Source organism: Marinobacter sp. AL4B (assembly GCF_019916045.1).
Lineage (GTDB): Bacteria > Pseudomonadota > Gammaproteobacteria > Pseudomonadales > Oleiphilaceae > Marinobacter.
This window is the reverse complement of sequence record NZ_JAILWZ010000012.1, coordinates 14,407-30,238: the sequence shown is the minus strand read 5'-3', so window position 1 is coordinate 30,238 and position 15,832 is coordinate 14,407. Positions and strand designations below refer to the sequence as shown.

The 15,832-nt window shown below is 52.4% G+C and carries 13 protein-coding genes; 11 read left to right on the top strand and 2 right to left on the bottom strand.

Annotated elements, in window-relative coordinates:
* Window positions 1-34: 34 nt before the first annotated feature.
* From ileS to K5L82_RS10070, 11 genes are all read left to right on the top strand, one after another.
* Window positions 35-2,854 (top strand): isoleucine--tRNA ligase, encoded by a 2,820-nt coding sequence (gene ileS, locus K5L82_RS10120; protein ID WP_223134061.1) that lies wholly within the window; start codon window positions 35-37, stop codon window positions 2,852-2,854.
* Window positions 2,854-3,378, top strand: a complete 525-nt coding sequence (lspA, locus tag K5L82_RS10115; RefSeq protein ID WP_223134080.1) for a signal peptidase II — start codon at window positions 2,854-2,856, stop codon at window positions 3,376-3,378. The genes ileS and lspA overlap by 1 nt, the downstream gene beginning before the upstream one ends.
* Before the next feature lie 4 nt (window positions 3,379-3,382).
* Window positions 3,383-3,835, top strand: coding sequence for an FKBP-type peptidyl-prolyl cis-trans isomerase (fkpB, locus tag K5L82_RS10110; RefSeq protein WP_223134060.1), 453 nt, complete (start codon window positions 3,383-3,385; stop codon window positions 3,833-3,835).
* 11 nt (window positions 3,836-3,846) lie between these two features.
* Window positions 3,847-4,800, top strand: coding sequence for a 4-hydroxy-3-methylbut-2-enyl diphosphate reductase (ispH, locus tag K5L82_RS10105; protein ID WP_223134059.1), 954 nt, complete (start codon window positions 3,847-3,849; stop codon window positions 4,798-4,800).
* A 179-nt stretch (window positions 4,801-4,979) separates the two neighbouring features.
* Entirely contained in the window at window positions 4,980-5,543 is a 564-nt protein-coding gene (locus K5L82_RS10100) for a Tfp pilus assembly protein FimT/FimU (RefSeq protein ID WP_223134079.1), read from the top strand.
* Between the two features lie 41 nt (window positions 5,544-5,584).
* Window positions 5,585-6,085, top strand: a complete 501-nt coding sequence (pilV, locus tag K5L82_RS10095) for a type IV pilus modification protein PilV (protein ID WP_223134058.1) — start codon at window positions 5,585-5,587, stop codon at window positions 6,083-6,085.
* Window positions 6,082-7,125, top strand: coding sequence for a PilW family protein (locus K5L82_RS10090; protein WP_223134078.1), 1,044 nt, complete (start codon window positions 6,082-6,084; stop codon window positions 7,123-7,125). Before pilV ends, K5L82_RS10090 begins: the two co-directional genes overlap by 4 nt.
* Window positions 7,126-7,142: 17 nt before the next feature.
* Window positions 7,143-7,763: a PilX N-terminal domain-containing pilus assembly protein gene (locus tag K5L82_RS10085; RefSeq protein WP_223134057.1), complete on the top strand. Its 621-nt coding sequence runs from the start codon at window positions 7,143-7,145 to the stop codon at window positions 7,761-7,763.
* Window positions 7,764-7,775: 12 nt separating this feature from the next.
* Window positions 7,776-11,465, top strand: a complete 3,690-nt coding sequence (locus K5L82_RS10080; RefSeq protein WP_223134056.1) for a pilus assembly protein — start codon at window positions 7,776-7,778, stop codon at window positions 11,463-11,465.
* A 19-nt stretch (window positions 11,466-11,484) separates the two neighbouring features.
* Window positions 11,485-12,012 (top strand): type IV pilin protein, encoded by a 528-nt coding sequence (locus tag K5L82_RS10075; RefSeq protein WP_316933388.1) that lies wholly within the window; start codon window positions 11,485-11,487, stop codon window positions 12,010-12,012.
* Between the two features lie 91 nt (window positions 12,013-12,103).
* Window positions 12,104-12,712, top strand: a complete 609-nt coding sequence (locus K5L82_RS10070) for a GspH/FimT family pseudopilin (protein WP_223134055.1) — start codon at window positions 12,104-12,106, stop codon at window positions 12,710-12,712.
* 32 nt (window positions 12,713-12,744) lie between these two features.
* Here the strand turns inward: K5L82_RS10070 and K5L82_RS10065 are convergent, their stop codons facing one another.
* Together K5L82_RS10065 and K5L82_RS10060 are read right to left on the bottom strand one after the other, a co-directional pair.
* Window positions 12,745-14,115 carry a sigma-54-dependent transcriptional regulator gene (locus tag K5L82_RS10065; protein WP_223134054.1) on the bottom strand — a complete coding sequence of 457 codons (1,371 nt, stop codon included), beginning with the start codon at window positions 14,113-14,115 and terminating at the stop codon, window positions 12,745-12,747.
* A 52-nt stretch (window positions 14,116-14,167) separates the two neighbouring features.
* A complete protein-coding gene (locus K5L82_RS10060; RefSeq protein ID WP_223134053.1) occupies window positions 14,168-15,811 on the bottom strand; it encodes a sensor histidine kinase in 1,644 nt (547 codons plus the stop codon).
* Window positions 15,812-15,832 lie beyond the last annotated feature (21 nt).

Sequence of the window (15,832 nt, the reverse complement as noted above, 5' to 3'; positions counted from 1 at the left end):
TTTAACTGACCAACCAGAGAGTGCGCACACAAACATGAGCGACTACAAGCATACCCTGAATCTGCCGGAAACCGCCTTTCCGATGCGCGGTAACCTGGCCAAGCGTGAGCCGGATATGCTCAAGCGCTGGCAGGATCTCGATGTCTACGGCAACCTGCGCAAGCAGCGCGAAGGCCGGGAAAAATTCATCCTGCATGATGGCCCTCCTTATGCGAACGGCAGCATTCATATCGGGCATGCGGTAAACAAAATTCTAAAAGACATGATCGTCAAATCCCGGAGTTTCATGGGATACGATGCGCCCTACGTGCCAGGCTGGGACTGTCACGGTCTGCCTATCGAGCACAAGGTCGAGCAGGAAATCGGCAAAGCCGGTGTGAAAGTGGACTACAAAACCTTTCGCCAGGCCTGTCGTGATTACGCCGCCAAGCAGATTGAAGGGCAAAAGGCTGACTTCATTCGCTTGGGTGTGATGGGTGAGTGGGATAAACCCTACCTGACCATGGATCCGAAAGTAGAAGCAGGTATCGTTCGTGCCCTTGGCAAGATTGTGGCCAAAGGTCACCTGGTTCGTGGCTTCAAGCCGGTTTACTGGAGTGTGGTTGGTCAGTCCGCACTGGCAGAGGCGGAAGTGGAATATCAGGACAAGACCTCTACCCAGATTGACGTGCGCTTTACGGCTGTTGACCAGGCGGCTGTGCTCAAGCTGTTTGGTACCGACGAAGGTGAGGGTGACGTTTCTGTGGTTATCTGGACCACCACGCCTTGGACCATTCCGGCCAACCAAGCGGTTTCTTTGGGTGCAGATCTGGAATACGCTTTGGTGCAGGTGGATACCGGCAACGGCCCAGAGCGGATGATTCTGGCCACCGATATGGTTGCAGGCATCATGGCTCGCTGGGGCGTGGAAGAGTTCCGCGTGCTGGCCAACGTCAGCGGCTCCGCGCTTGAAAATCAGCTGCTGCAGCACCCGGTTTACGACAAGCAGGTGCCCGCGATCCTTGGTGATCACGTATCGCTGGATGCCGGTACCGGTGCAGTTCATACCGCGCCAGACCACGGTATGGAAGACTTTGAAGTGGGCAAAGCCTACGGTATCGAAACCATCAATTTGGTCAAAGCCGATGGTACCTATACCGATGCAGCAGGCGAGTTCGCCGGTATTCACGTGTACAAAGCCGACGAGCCGGTCAGCGCCGCGCTGGAGCGTGAAGGCAAACTGGTGCGTGCCGAGAAGTTCCGTCACAGCTACCCGCATTGCTGGCGCACCAAAACGCCGTTGATCTACCGTGCAACGCCGCAATGGTTCATTAGCATGGACAAACTCAACTTGCGCGCCGATGCACTGGAAGCCATCAAAGGTATCCGTTGGGTGCCGGGCTGGGGCCAGAACCGTATTGAAGCCATGTTCCAGCAGAGCCCGGACTGGTGTATCTCCCGTCAGCGCACTTGGGGCGTGCCCATTACCTTGTTTATTCACAAGGAAACTCAGGACCTGCACCCGAACACCCAAGAGTTGATCGAAAAAGTCGCGCAAGCGGTGGAAGCTGGTGGTATCGACGCGTGGTACGACATTGATCAAAACGAATTGCTGGGTGACGATGCAGATCAGTACGACAAGGTGCTCGATACCTTGGACGTTTGGTTTGATTCCGGTGTGACCCACGAATCCGTGCTGCGAGCACGGGAAGAACTGGGCCAGTTCCCGGCAGATCTTTATCTGGAAGGTTCTGACCAGCACCGAGGCTGGTTCCAGTCTTCCCTGAAAACGTCCATCGCGATGAACGGCGTAGCGCCTTACAAGCAGGTGTTGACTCACGGCTTCACTGTGGATGCCAAAGGCTACAAAATGTCCAAGTCTATGGGCAACGTGATCGCGCCGCAGGAAGTCATGAACGAACTGGGTGCGGACATCCTGCGTTTGTGGGTGTCTGCCACCGATTACAGCGGTGAGATGTCGGTATCCAAAGACATCCTGCGCCAGACAGCAGATGGTTACCGTCGTATCCGGAACACCGCGCGCTTCCTGCTCAGCAACCTGAACGGTTTTGAGCCGGATCAGCACATGGTAGCGTCGGAAGACATGATCGCCCTCGACCGTTGGATGGTTGATCGCGCTTTGCAGTTGCAAAACGAGCTGCAAGAAGACTACGAAAACTACGCCTTCCTTCGTATCTATCAGAAGGTGTACAGCTTCTGTGAAGCGACGCTGGGCGGCTTCTATCTGGATATCATCAAAGATCGCCAGTACACCACTCAGGCCGATAGCTTGGCGCGCCGTTCGTGCCAGACTGCGCTTTATCATGTGGCGGAAGCGCTGGTGCGTTGGATTGCGCCGATCCTCAGCTTTACCGCTGACGAGATCTGGCAGCATCTGCCTGGCAAGCGTGGCGAAACCGTGTTCTACGAAACCTGGTACGAAGGTTTGACCGCAATGCCGGAAGATGCCGAGCTGGGTCGCGACTACTGGCGTGAAATCTACAGTGTGAAAGAAGCGGTCAACAAGTGCCTCGAAGACGTTCGTGCCCGCGGTGATATCAAAGGTTCTTTGAGCGCTGAAGTTACCTTGTATTGCGAGGGCAGCTTGGCCGAGCGCCTGAACTTCCTCGGGGAAGAGCTGCGTTTCGTGCTGATCACCTCCGAAGCAACGGTGAAGCCGGTCAGCGAAGCAGACGGTGCCGAACAAACCAGCCATGAAGGCTTGCTGGTGAAGGTGACCCCGGCCACTCACGCCAAGTGCGAGCGTTGCTGGCACCACCGCGAAGACGTTGGCCAGCATGAAAATCATGCCGACCTGTGTGGGCGCTGTGTTAGCAACGTGGAAGGCTCGGGTGAAACCCGTGCCTACGCTTGATGGACGCGGTCATGGTTGATGAGCGAGAAGGCGGCAAACTGAAATGGTTATGGCTGGCCGTGCTGGTGATCGCGGTGGACTTGGGGACCAAGTACCTCGCCACCGCCATGTTGACCTACGGCAACCCGGTTCCGGTGATCCCCAGCTTTAATCTGACCTTGCTGCACAATACCGGCGCGGCCTTCAGTTTTCTGGCTGAGGCCGCCGGTTGGCAGCGTTGGTTTTTCGTAACCTTGGCCTTGGTGGTCAGTGTGGTTTTGACGGGTTGGCTGAAAAAACTCAAAGCCAACGAAACCTGGACCGCCATCGCCATCGTGCTGATCTTGGGCGGCGCTATCGGCAACGTGTACGACCGTGTGGTTCACGGTTACGTGGTCGATTTTCTGCACTTTTACTGGCAGGACTGGCATTTCCCCGCTTTCAATCTGGCTGACACCGCCATCACCATCGGCGCAGCTATGATGGTACTTGATGCATTCCGCAAACCCGCTGAAGACGGCGGGGATGCCGACAGGAGTAATTAAGCCTATGAACGATCTGCCAATCGACAAGGGTACCCGAGTAACCTTGCATTTCGCTCTCAAGTTTGAAGATGGCGAAATTGTGGATTCCACTTTCGACAAAGAGCCGGCTACGCTGGCAATCGGCGATGAAAACCTGCCTTCGAATTTTGAAGCCTACTTGATGGGCCTGAAGGCCGGGGATCACAAAACCTTCGAAGTGCCACCCGAAAAAGCGTTTGGGCAGCACAATCCCAGTAATCTTCAGACCTTCAAACGCCACGAATTCAGCGCGGATATGGTCTTGGAGAAGGGCGTGGTAATTTCCTTCGCCGATGCGCGGCAGCAGGAGCTACCCGGCGTGATCAGCCGAGTGGAAGGTGATGAAGTGGAAGTCGACTTCAACCACCCGTTGGCAGGGCGTACACTGAGCTTTGAAGTACAGATCATCGATGTGGAGCCCGCTGGGCAAACACACTGAAGGGTAAAGATATGCAAATCCGATTAGCAAATCCCCGTGGCTTCTGTGCCGGTGTAGATCGTGCCATAGAAATCGTAAACCGCGCGCTCGACGTGTTCGGTGCGCCGATCTACGTGCGCCATGAAGTTGTTCACAACAAGTTTGTAGTGGATAACCTGCGCAATCGGGGTGCAGTGTTTGTTGACGAATTGCATGAAGTGCCTGACGACACCTTAGTGATCTTCAGCGCCCACGGCGTATCCCAGGCCGTTCAAAACGAAGCCGCTCGCCGGGGCTTGAAGGTCTTTGACGCGACTTGTCCGCTGGTGACCAAAGTGCATTTGGAAGTCATGCGTAACAGTCGCGACGGCCGTGAATGCATCCTGATTGGTCACCATGGTCACCCGGAAGTCGAAGGTACCATGGGCCAGTACGACCATAGCAACGGCGGTAATATCTATCTGGTTGAAGACGAAGGCGATGTTGAAAAGCTCGAAGTGAAAGATGCTGAGCGTCTAGCTTATGTCACTCAAACCACGCTCTCCATGGACGACACCGCTCGGGTGATTGACGCACTGCGCGCCAAGTTCCCGAAAATTGAAGGTCCGCGTAAAGACGACATTTGCTACGCCACGCAGAATCGCCAGGATGCCGTGAAGCAGCTAGCCGGCGACTGCGACTTGATGCTGGTAGTGGGCTCCCCGAACAGTTCCAACTCCAACCGCCTGCGCGAGCTGGCGGAACGCATGGGAACACCAGCTTTTTTGATTGATGAAGCTGCGCAAATTGATAAGCAGTGGTTGGAAGGTAAGACCGCTGTGGGTGTGACGGCTGGGGCTTCGGCGCCTGAAGTGCTGGTGGCTGATGTGATTAACCGCTTGAAGGAATTAGGTGGGGAAGAGCCGCAGGAGGTTGCCGGGCGGGAAGAGAATATTGTGTTTTCTATGCCAAAGGAATTGCGGATTGATGCGGTGAATGTTCAATAGCGAGCATTGACGACTAAGGGCAAACGTCTTGCCCAGACAACAAAAAAGCGTGATTTCGATCACGCTTTTTTGTTGTCTGGATACCGCTCACGCCCGGTTTCTCACCGTTTGTCGTTTAGTGGTGGGTGTTCTTCGCAGAGTTTCGTAGGCTGAAATTGAGATAACAAGAGGTTTGCTTTATGCGTGTCCGGAGTGACGGCGGTTTTACGTTGGTTGAGTTGATGATTACTTTGGCGGTGGCAGCAATATTGATAACCGTTGCCATTCCGAGTTTTCGGGATACGCTTGCGCGTAACGAGTTAATTACGACGACCAATGCATGGGTTGGCGCTATCGCTGCGGCGCGTGCTGAAGCCGTGAAACGTAATCAATCAGTGGCCCTGTGTGGTAAAGATAGCGCGCCAAAAAGTGGGGTTGGATCAAATTGTAAGGCTGCTATCGCAGGAGAAGTCCGCTACTTGCCTCGAGATGGCGGAGCCGCTGAGGCGCTCCACCCAGCGCTGGCCGCTTCGATTGACCAGCCTTTGCAAGTTCTTTCGTCGACAACCGTGCGCTTTCGGGGCGATGGGATAGGTTATCTTGGCGATAACACGATGACCCCGTACAACACAGCTTCCGGAGGGGATCCCTCAGTAGTGGAATTATGCAATTCCGCACTCACGAATGACAACGTTCGCAGTATTGGTTTGATCGCTGGGAGCACAGTGCAGGTGACAACGTCAACGAAAGCAGATTGCAAATGAGCTGGTTTATGAAGGATGTTCGTCAGAGTGGAGTGTTGCGTATGGCCAATCATACATTAGTGCGACATCGAGCGGAGTGCCGTGGTCGGCAGACAGGCGTCGGCTTGATCGAAGTGTTGATTGCTGTTCTTGTGCTGTCGATTGGTTTTTTGGGCATGGCTGCACTGCAGTCAAAAGCGCTCAGTAATAACAACAGCGCCATGGTCCGCAGCATAGGAACGATTGCGAGTTACTCGATTGTAGATGCTATGAGGGTTGATTTAACAGGCGTTCGAGACGGTGATTACGACGGATTGAAAGTGACTGTTCCCTCAGACTGGGCAGCTCCGGGTGATTGTTCTGTGGCAACGAAGGGAAGCGCATTGGCTAAATTGAACCAGAATCAATGGTGCGATGACCTCGGAAGTTTGATGGGGCCGGGTACGGCAGGTGAGATTGCGGCTAACGGAGGCGGTAATTACACGATCACCATTACCTTTAACGACGAACGGGCGACAGGCGGAGTAGCCGGCCAAACCATGATCACGCGAGCGAAATTATGATGACGAGCAAACCATACAGTCAGATTTCGGTTCAGCCACGAGGAGCTGCTGGCTTTACTCTGGTCGAGTTAATGATCGCTCTTGTGCTCGGTTTGCTTGTTGTTGCTGGGGTGGGCAGTGTGTTTCTGGCCAATCAGACCGCCTATCGCAGCAATGTGGCTCTGGGTGAAGTGCAGGAGGGGGCTCGCACTTCGTTCGAGTTTCTGGCAAGGGAGATTAGGGCTGCGGGGGCTAATCCTTGTGGTACTTCTAATGTTGCAAGCGTGTTAAACCCTGGCGGTAACGCAATGTTGTACGATAATGCGCCAATTCAAGGGTGGGACGATGCAACGACGGTTGCTGCGCTGCCACCCAGCGCTCCCGGCTTACCAGTAGCGGGAGGGGGCGATGCCATTCGTTTGGCCTCTGCCAAAGGCTCCGGACTGGACCTTGAGGCTGTAACCGGGCCGAGAGCGAACGTGAAACTTAATTCCTCTACTACGGCTATTAGTGCAGAAGATATTTTGATGTTGTGTGATATCGATAAAGCAACGATTTTTCAGGTAACCAATTATAACTCTAGTAACAGGACGGTGGTACATGGCACCGGCCAAGTGAAGACCGGACCTGGCAACCAGACGAAGTGTTTAGATCACCCCGTGCCTATGCAGCCGGGCTCGGGCGTAGACTGCAGTTCTTTTAGCCCTACTTCATATCTAGCAATTCCAGTGAACTACATTTGGTATATCGGTACAAACAGTGACGGCGGGCGTTCCCTGTTCCGGTTCGGCTGGGGTGGGGGGGCTAGTTCTGAGCCGATGGAAATGGTGCGCGGAGTATGGAATATGACCGCTCGATACCACGAGCAAGGTGGCAACGCATATGTTACGGCGACCAACGTAGGTAATTGGGACAATGTGGACGCAGTTCGGCTTATGCTAACGGTGCAGAGTGGGGGAACGCAACCTGGCAATGCTGCAGGTGCGGGCACTGATAATCAGCCACTGCAACGAACCTTCACTTCGACAGTGGCCATTCGTAATCGGCTGAACATTAACTAAATATCGGGCAGTAGATTATGGCCTTCAATCAGGAAAAAAGACTAGTCGATATTCGCTGTCAGCGGCGCCAGCAAGGTATCGCTCTTGTCGTTTCGTTGGTTTTGCTAGTTGTCGTTACTTTAGTTGGTCTTGCTGGCATGAGGGGCACGATAATGCAGGAACGCATGGCTGGCGGAGCGTATGACCGTGAAACGGCATTCCAAGCAGCAGAAGCTGCTTTGGTCCTAGGTGCACGAGACTTTATTGCTGATCAATCGACATGGCTACAAAGAATTGACAACAATTCCGCTCTGGATTGCAGGGATAAGAGTTGTGCTTCCAATCCTAGCAACGAAACGACCCTTGATAGTTTGTGGAACGACGTACCATCAGGGAACACAAACGACAAATTTACGGCGATAGATTCAGCCAACGCTCCCCAGTATTTAGTGCAGTTGTTAGGAGCTTGTGAATCTGGCGGTATACGCGGCTCCGGGTTTACCGGCACGACGGATCAAAACGAAGCTGGCCCGAAAGGGCAACAGCTAAGCCGCCCACCAGGTACTTGCTACCGTATAACGGCGCGGGCAATTGATCCCACTGAAGATGACAATGCGGAACGGGCGCAGGTTATTCTCCAAGCGACCTACCGGATGTAGGAGATCTCCACCATGAGATATACCAAAATGAAACTTAAAAGCTTTAGTTCTGAAGGAAACGGTTTTCTCGCTTCTACATGCCCATCTCGTTTCCAAAGGCAGAGGTGGTCGTCAGTAGCTATGACCGTTTTTGTTCTGGCGTCCCTATTGGGGGTGAACGCTTCGGTCTCGGCTGCGGTTCAAGTGGATCAAACGCCGTTAACGGTCAGTGAACCTTTGCCTCCGAATATTGTGCTTTTGCACGATGATTCGGGATCTATGGGGTATAATTATCTTCCCGATACTGCCTCCACATCCGGCGATGATTTTCGTAAATTCAGCAAGAATCGCCAGTACTACAACCCGGAAACTCTATATGCCGCACCACCGAAAGCTGACGGTAGTTTTTACAGCGCAGCGACATTCCCAGATGGATACGTAGACCCATTCAATTCTAATAACAAAAATAATATTATTTCCGATTCAGATTATTCGGAAACTACTATCACCTACAGCAATAGTTATAATTCGGCTAATGGCTGTGAAGATAATGGCGGTAAACCAAGGTATTACAAGCATCGTGGCCGTTATTATTATTATGATTGTGAGTTTGTTAATGGCCATTTCGTTTATTTCGATGGAAACGCCAAAAATCATGTAGTGAAAGACGGAGATAGTTGCGCCGGTTTAAGTAACTGCCACCATGCAAGTGATGCCTTAGAGTTTGAGGTTGATGGCGAAACAATTTCGACTACCTACGGCCAGAATGTTGCAAATTATTACAGTTACTACCGTACACGAAAATTGGCTGCGAAGAGCGGAATTATGGCCGCATTTTCTGAGTTGGATCCAAAATTCCGATTTGGGTATGGCTCGATAAACAATTCCAATCTGACGGGATTTACCGAGTCAAATTCTTACACCAAGCATATGACAATTAAAAAGGTAGAGTCATTTGGCGACGGCTCCAACGGGACAAATAAGGCCAAGTTTTGGTCGTGGCTTAACGGAGTGGATTCCGATGGCGGGACACCGTTGCGCAGAGCTTTGGAAAGTGCGGGTGAATATTATAAGACGCCTCAGCCTTGGACGGAGTCGGGGAAAGAATACGCCTGCCGAGCGTCTTATACTATCTTGGTTTCTGATGGTTACTGGAGTGGTTCGGCACCATCTAGCTCTCTAAAGCGTGCGGATAACACGTCGACGGATAACTACGATGCTGTTGCACCTTTTACGGGCGGTAATAGTTTAGATAGGGAATCATGCGGCTGGCGCTGCTCAAGGAACGTGGAAAATGCAACGCTCGCGGATGTGGCAAATTACTACTGGAAGACAGACTTGCGTACTGCCAGTGATGAAGTCTCACCTACAGCGAACGATCCGGCTACTTGGCAGCATATGACTACTTTCACTGTCGGCTTAGGGCTGGAAGTAAGTGGTTTGGGTGCGACACAGGCAGAATTATTCAATTGGGCTCGGGGCGGAAGATCCGTTGAGAATTGGGGGGGCTGGCCGGTTCCCGGTAACGGAGGCGGTAGCGGAGAATCCGAAAACGTTAGCGACATGCTCCACGCCGCGATTAATGGCCACGGGAATTTTTTCTCGGCCCGAGACCCGAAGCAGTTTGCTGATGGCATTAAGCAAGCGTTGGCTGACATAGCTGCCACTCCAGGAGCAGGCAGCTCCCCTTTCGTTGGTGGCGGAGAATACTTGACTAACGAAACAACGCAATATGCCGCGAGTTATATGACAGGTTCGTGGAGTGGGGAGCTTAAAGCGACCAAATACAGTAAAACGGATGGTGAGTTTAATGTGCCTCTATGGAACGCTGCATCCATGTTGCCCAGTGCCGATCAGAGGAACATTTGGACGATGAAAGTAAATGGTGATGCAGTCGAATTCAAGCACGATGACCAAAGCCCTAACTTGACCGACTATCTGTCAACACTAGGTAACAATATTTACCCATCTGATGCAAAAGGCGCAGATTGGGGTAAGCGTATTGTGAGCTATTTGCGCGGAGATAAGGTCGACGAGAATACCGGTGTGTTTCGCAAGCGAGATTCGCTACTGGGAGATATTGTGAATTCCACACCGGTTGTTATCGAAAGTCCAACGGTAGATTTGTACGAACACGTGATTGACGACACTTACTTCGAAGGCCTAACGAAAAACAAAAAGAAGCTTTACAACGAATTCGCTGCAGATAACTCTAGCCGAACACCTATGCTTTACGTAGCAGCCAATGATGGCATGCTGCACGCTTTCAATGCGGATACGGGCGTAGAGAAGTTTGCCTATATTCCGCGAGCCCTTCTTCGTGCAACTGGTGATGGGTCATTGGCTCGACTTGCAAATCCAGAGTATGGCGTTATTAACCCTGTAGATGGCTCACAACCTGTGCCACATCAATATTACAACGATGGTAAGTTGACCATTCAGAATGTATACCTAGACGATGAATGGAAAACTATCTTAGTCGGAACAACGGGCCGGGGTCAGTCTCGAACCGTTTATGCTCTGGATATAACAGACCCTGCTGTTTTGGCAGACCCGGCGAAAGCCGAGGATGCCATTCTATGGGAGCGTTCAGCCGGTGATGGTGAGGCCAACTCCGATTGGATAGGGATGGCGTTGGGTAAGCCGACGATTTCGTTAATTAAAGGAAGTGGCAACAAAGGAAAATGGGTTGCTCACCTTGGGAACGGGCCTAATAGTGCAAAGGGCAAGGCGGCTTTGCTGCAATTTGATCTTGCTGACGGAACATTGTCGGTCTACAAGGCTGGCTCAATGAATTCTAATGGTCTGGCAGCGCCCTATGTTATCCAGAGTGATGATAGTGACGGTGTGAGTGAGTACGCCTTTGCTGGAGATCTTCAAGGGAATGTTTGGCAGTTTGATTTGAGCTCCAGTGGTAAAGACGTCAGCGATCCGATATACATAGCGATGGATAGTTCTGGCAAACGCCAGCCCATCACTGCCGATATGCTTGCTACGAAGAATGAAGAGACCGGGGCGATCTGGGTGTTTTTTGGAACTGGGCGTTTCTTGTCTAAAAATAGCGATGTCCTCGCCGACTCAGGAGTGCAAACTTGGTATGGCTTGCGGGCCTTGGCGGGGCCTTCAGGTTACGCAGAGGTCGTCAAAACACATTCGCGCGGTAATCTGCAAAAGCGGGATATTATTTATGAAGACGAAAAAGTGCAAGGCGGAGGCGTCTTTAGGGTGACAAGTACAGGCCAGTTCTCGGATTTAACCGATGATGGTAAGGTCGGATGGTACATGGATCTGGTTTCTCCCGTGGCAAGCAAAGGGGAGGAAGGTGAGCGGATTGTTTATCAGACTCAGTTGATTGCCGGACGGTTAATGGTAAATACCCTAATACCTGAATCGAGTAACCCGTGTAATACGTCGCCAGAGGGAGCCACTCTGATCGTTGATCCATTCTCCGGAGCCAACCCCGCAGAAGCCTTATTGGATGCCGATGGTGATACTGATGTCGATAATGATGATTCTGTAAACATTAAGGGAACGATCTATTTCTTTAATTCACAGCGGTATGAGGTTGGTGTTTCGGGGACTTTCACTGCTAAACGAGACGGAAGTGGCAATATTCGCCTGTTCGGTCAGGGGCTTGATGCCGGGTTTAGGGATATCGGTACTACCGGCGGGGCTTCTGCGGGCAATGTTGAGCGCCTGAACTGGCATGAAATAGTCAATTAAAGCAGGTATGGAGAATTACATGCAGTTGAATGAAATGAGAAAAAACTCCACTCCTGCTCGCTCGGGTTTGAATGCCCAAGTCGCCGCGATGCCGAACCTTCGGCACCGCGGCGCTGAGTCCGGATTTACCTTGATCGAATTAATGATTGTGGTAGCGATCATCGGGATTATTGCGGCGATCGCTTACCCGTCGTACACCAGTCAGGTGGTGAAAACCAAGCGAGCGGCAGCGGCAGCTTGCTTGGTAGAACAAGCAAGTTATATGGAGCGGTTCTACTCCACTAATATGCGGTATGACAAAGATCAGGCAGGAAAAGACAATCCCTTTAAAGCGGCCAAGAACCCTTTGGAGCTTGCTTGCATGACTCAGGCGCAAACAGGAACTGATTACAGCTATACAATCAATCCATTAACAAGGACCACATATACGATCAGTGCGGCTCCTAAGGGCGCGCAATCCAGTCACGATAGTGGTAAATGTGGCACGTTGACGCTTGATCAGAAAGGCACGCGCGGTGCGGGTGGTAGTGTTGATGAGTGCTGGTGATTAACTTTTGAGTTTGTTAATTGATTAACTAGATGCGCGGATATCCAAAGGAATTGGGCTGCGTATTTTCAGAAATAACAGGGAGTTCTTCATGCTCAAGGATGAGCGAAATGCCCGAGCTCGGGCTGTTTCTTTTTACCGTGGACATAGCCTTTCAGTAGGTTTTTCTCTAATTGAGCTGATGCTAGCCATAGCTGTCGCGTCCATCCTGTTAGCAACAGCTATTCCTGCATTTTCCAATATGATGGCGAGAAACGAGCTGGCTGTGGCGACTAATGCTGCGCGAGGTGCACTGATGGTTGCCAGAGAAGCCTCGGTCATGCGAGGACAGCCAGTTTCATTGTGTGCAGGTGAGCCAGCAACGGGGTGTAGTGGAGACTGGTCTAGCGGAGAGTGGATTGTCTTCCGCGATGCTAATCATAGCGGTGATATCGACAACGGAGAAACCGTATTACAGCATGGGCGTATTCCTGGTGCCGGTCGCAATGTCTCGATGAGCGGGAATGGGCCGCTTCGATCTGCGTTGGTGTATTCACCCCTAGGCCATGCTGAGCGAATCAGCGGAGCCTTTGGTGCCGGTCGCTTGAGGGTGTGTGTGGCGCGGGATATAGCTCCGAATGCGCGTGAACTCGTTATTTCAATCAGTGGCCGGGTTCGAATGCAGCATGCTGATTTTGCCGGGACATGCCCGTTACTGTAATGTTTCGGGAGCGATGGAGTGGCTAGAGCTGCTCACTCCATCCCCAACTTCTTCAACCGATACCGCATCGCCCGAAAACTAATTCCCAACCTCTTGGCGGCCGCCGTCTTATTCCAGCGCGTAGCCTCAAGCGCCTTCTCAATGGCCTGCCGTTCGATGCTCTCAAGATAGTCTTCCAGATCAATTTCACCTTCCGGCACTAACCCTTCGTCACCATTATCAGGCCCTCGCGCGGCGCTGCCGTGCGCCACGCCGTTTCCAAGATGCAGGTCTTCCGCATCAATTCGGTCCTCATCACAAAGCGTAAACGCCCGCTCCAAGATGTTCTCAAGCTCTCGCACGTTGCCCGGGAAGTCGTAGCTTTTCAGTCGATCGATAGCGGCAGAGGTCAGTGTGGCTGGATCGCATTCATACTCTCCGGCAATGCGTTCAAGTATGTGCGCTGCCAGCAGAGGAATATCATCTCGTCGTTCGCGAAGTGCCGGTACGGCCAGTTCGATAACGTTGATGCGATAGAACAAGTCTTGGCGAAAGTCTCCGGACAGCACCAATTCCGGTAGGTTCTTGTGAGTGGCGCTCAGCACGCGAATGTCTACCGGGATCTCTTTTGTGTCCCCAACCGGCCGCACGGCTTTTTCCTGAATGGCCCTCAGCAGTTTTACTTGCATGGCGAGAGGTAAATCTGCCACTTCGTCGAGGAAGAGGGTGCCTCCATCGGCGCTTCGGAACAGCCCGTCTTTGTTCTCAACGGCTCCGGTGAAACTGCCCTTTTTATGGCCGAAGAATTCGCTTTCCATCAGTTCTGAAGGGATCGCGCCACAGTTAACAGCAATAAACGGCGCTTCCTCGCGTGGGCCCTGCAGGTGGATCATTCGGGCGACCAGTTCTTTACCGCTACCGGATTCGCCACTTATAAATACCGGTGCCTGGCTGCGAGCCAATTTGCGAGTCTGATTGCGAAGTTTGCGCAGTTCGGGGGAGTTGCCTAGCAACAGGCCCGGGTTGTCAGCCTCTGCGGTAATTTGGGTTTTGGGTTCCGACAGTTTTAGCGCACTGTTTACCAGCTCACGGAGCCGGGGCAGCTCTACCGGTTTGGATACAAAATCAAACGCGCCTGCTTTTAGCGATTCAATGGCGGTATCCATGCTGCCATAAGCGGTAATAACGGCCACGGGGGTGCTGGGGCTGTGTTTTTGGATCCAGTGCACGAGTTCAATGCCGTTGCCGTCTGGCAAGTTCATGTCTGTCAGGCACAACTGAGGTTTGTATTCTTCTAACAGAGCGCGCGCGCTGGTCAGATCAGCGGCGGTGTAGGTGGTAATGCCCATACGCCCCAGAGTGATTTCAAGAAGGCTGCGGATATCTGGTTCGTCGTCTACGATCAGCGCTGTTTGATTGCTCATGGTGTGCTACCGGTTCCCTGTTGAATTGCTAACGCCCGATGGTCGTTGTTACCTAAATCATTCGCCCCGGATGAGCGAATGTGATGCGAAAGCGGCACCCTGGCTCGTCGTCTTCAACCAGCGACAAGTGCGCTTGATTTGCTTCGCATAGTTCTCTTGCGAGATAAAGCCCAAGCCCGGTCCCGTTCTTATCCGTGGTGAAAAACGGTTCGAATACTGAGTTACGATACTCCGGGGCTATGCCCGCACCAAAATCCCGAATATCAACTTGGGCCCGTTCTCCGTCGGGGGTTGTGCCAACCAGTAATTGTATCCTTTTTTCACCGGTATTCTGCTCACTGTACCGCAATCCATTGTCGCAAAGGTTGACCATCACTTGTTCAATCTGGCTTTTATCAAAGCGTGCGCCGGGAACCTCCTCTTCAATCTGCAGCTCAATCGAGGCTGGAGCACTGTCGGCCTGAGTTTGTTGGAAGTCGTTGCAAAAGCCGGTTAACCACACTCTAACATCGACCAGTTCGGTGTTGGCGATACGCCGCCGCGACAGGTCCAGAATGTTCTCGATAATACCGTTAACTCGCTTGGAGTGTCGTCGAATGATGTCGAGCATTTGCTGGTCGCTGGGGTCTATGTGTGGCGATTCTTCCATGAGCTGGGCCGCATGGCTGATGGCACCTAGCGGGTTTCGGATTTCATGAGCGATACCTGCGGTTAGCCGTCCCAGAGACGCCAGTTTCATCTGCTGGGCCTGTTGGGTGATTTTGCTCATGTCTTCAATAAAAACGAGGATGAGATCACCTCGGACGTGATCGAGCTGGGTAAGTTTGGCCTGTAGAAGCGGGGAGGTTGGGGTGGCTTGGAACGGTTCAATTTTTGCGTGGTGATCGTTTAGCCAAGTGTTCAGCCCGTCTTTCAAGGGGGCAGGAAGCGCGCGGGTTTGGCGCATGCCATAGGGATGCGTAGCGGCTTCTTCGAATAACATTTCTTCGGCAGCGGCATTCGCCAATCGAATTTGTCCGAATTGATCCAGCACGAGAATACCGGTGCGCATGCGCTGGATGATTTGTTGGTTAATTTGCTCAAGCTCGGCAATGCTCTTGGCGCGGCTGGTAGCCAGTGCTTCGCTGCGAATCACTCGTTTAGAAATACCCTGTAAGACAAAAGCAGCGGCAAAATACAGAATGCCTAAAGAACCAGCGAGAACAATGTCGTCAGCAGAGGCATTAAGGGTCAGGGTGGCCCAGATAGATATGCCCAGCGAACTGATGGTCGCAAGCGCCGCGTAGAAGGTGCCTAGGCGGTTCGGGGCAAGGATATTGCCCGCCGCTACCGATACAATGACTAAGTTGGCCAAGCCGCTGGTGATGCCGGAACTGGCCAGCAATAAGCCGTGAATGATCAGTATGTCGGCCAGAACGGATAAGGTGATGTGCCGTCGACGGGGATGGAACCCTGCTAAAAGTAACAGGGCAAGGAAGCCATTCAAGGCGAAGTAGGACAGTGCGCCTATTTGGTAGGTGTTCAGCCAGCGGAACTTTGCTTCCGCCATGAAGGGTTCAACAAACAGCAGGCCGGCCAGCAAAATGCTGATCACGAGCCGATAGTGGTTATAGACCCGAAATAATCTGACTTGTTGGTATTTTGCATGGGGCCCGAAAGGCGAGTGGGCAGTGCTTGTGAGGGTGTCTGAAGCCATATCGGAAGTTATCTGTTGTCA

Excerpts from the sequence above, each read along its gene's own strand:
- ileS (WP_223134061.1), top strand. The coding sequence starts at position 35 with ATGAGCGACTACAAGCATACCCTGAATCTGCCGGAAACCGCCTTTCCG.
- lspA (WP_223134080.1), top strand. The coding sequence starts at position 2,854 with ATGGACGCGGTCATGGTTGATGAGCGAGAAGGCGGCAAACTGAAATGG.
- fkpB (WP_223134060.1), top strand. The coding sequence starts at position 3,383 with ATGAACGATCTGCCAATCGACAAGGGTACCCGAGTAACCTTGCATTTC.
- ispH (WP_223134059.1), top strand. The coding sequence starts at position 3,847 with ATGCAAATCCGATTAGCAAATCCCCGTGGCTTCTGTGCCGGTGTAGAT.
- K5L82_RS10100 (WP_223134079.1), top strand. The coding sequence starts at position 4,980 with ATGCGTGTCCGGAGTGACGGCGGTTTTACGTTGGTTGAGTTGATGATT.
- pilV (WP_223134058.1), top strand. The coding sequence starts at position 5,585 with ATGGCCAATCATACATTAGTGCGACATCGAGCGGAGTGCCGTGGTCGG.
- K5L82_RS10090 (WP_223134078.1), top strand. The coding sequence starts at position 6,082 with ATGATGACGAGCAAACCATACAGTCAGATTTCGGTTCAGCCACGAGGA.
- K5L82_RS10085 (WP_223134057.1), top strand. The coding sequence starts at position 7,143 with ATGGCCTTCAATCAGGAAAAAAGACTAGTCGATATTCGCTGTCAGCGG.
- K5L82_RS10080 (WP_223134056.1), top strand. The coding sequence starts at position 7,776 with ATGAGATATACCAAAATGAAACTTAAAAGCTTTAGTTCTGAAGGAAAC.
- K5L82_RS10075 (WP_316933388.1), top strand. The coding sequence starts at position 11,485 with ATGCAGTTGAATGAAATGAGAAAAAACTCCACTCCTGCTCGCTCGGGT.
- K5L82_RS10070 (WP_223134055.1), top strand. The coding sequence starts at position 12,104 with ATGCTCAAGGATGAGCGAAATGCCCGAGCTCGGGCTGTTTCTTTTTAC.
- K5L82_RS10065 (WP_223134054.1), bottom strand. The coding sequence starts at position 14,115 with ATGAGCAATCAAACAGCGCTGATCGTAGACGACGAACCAGATATCCGC.
- K5L82_RS10060 (WP_223134053.1), bottom strand. The coding sequence starts at position 15,811 with ATGGCTTCAGACACCCTCACAAGCACTGCCCACTCGCCTTTCGGGCCC.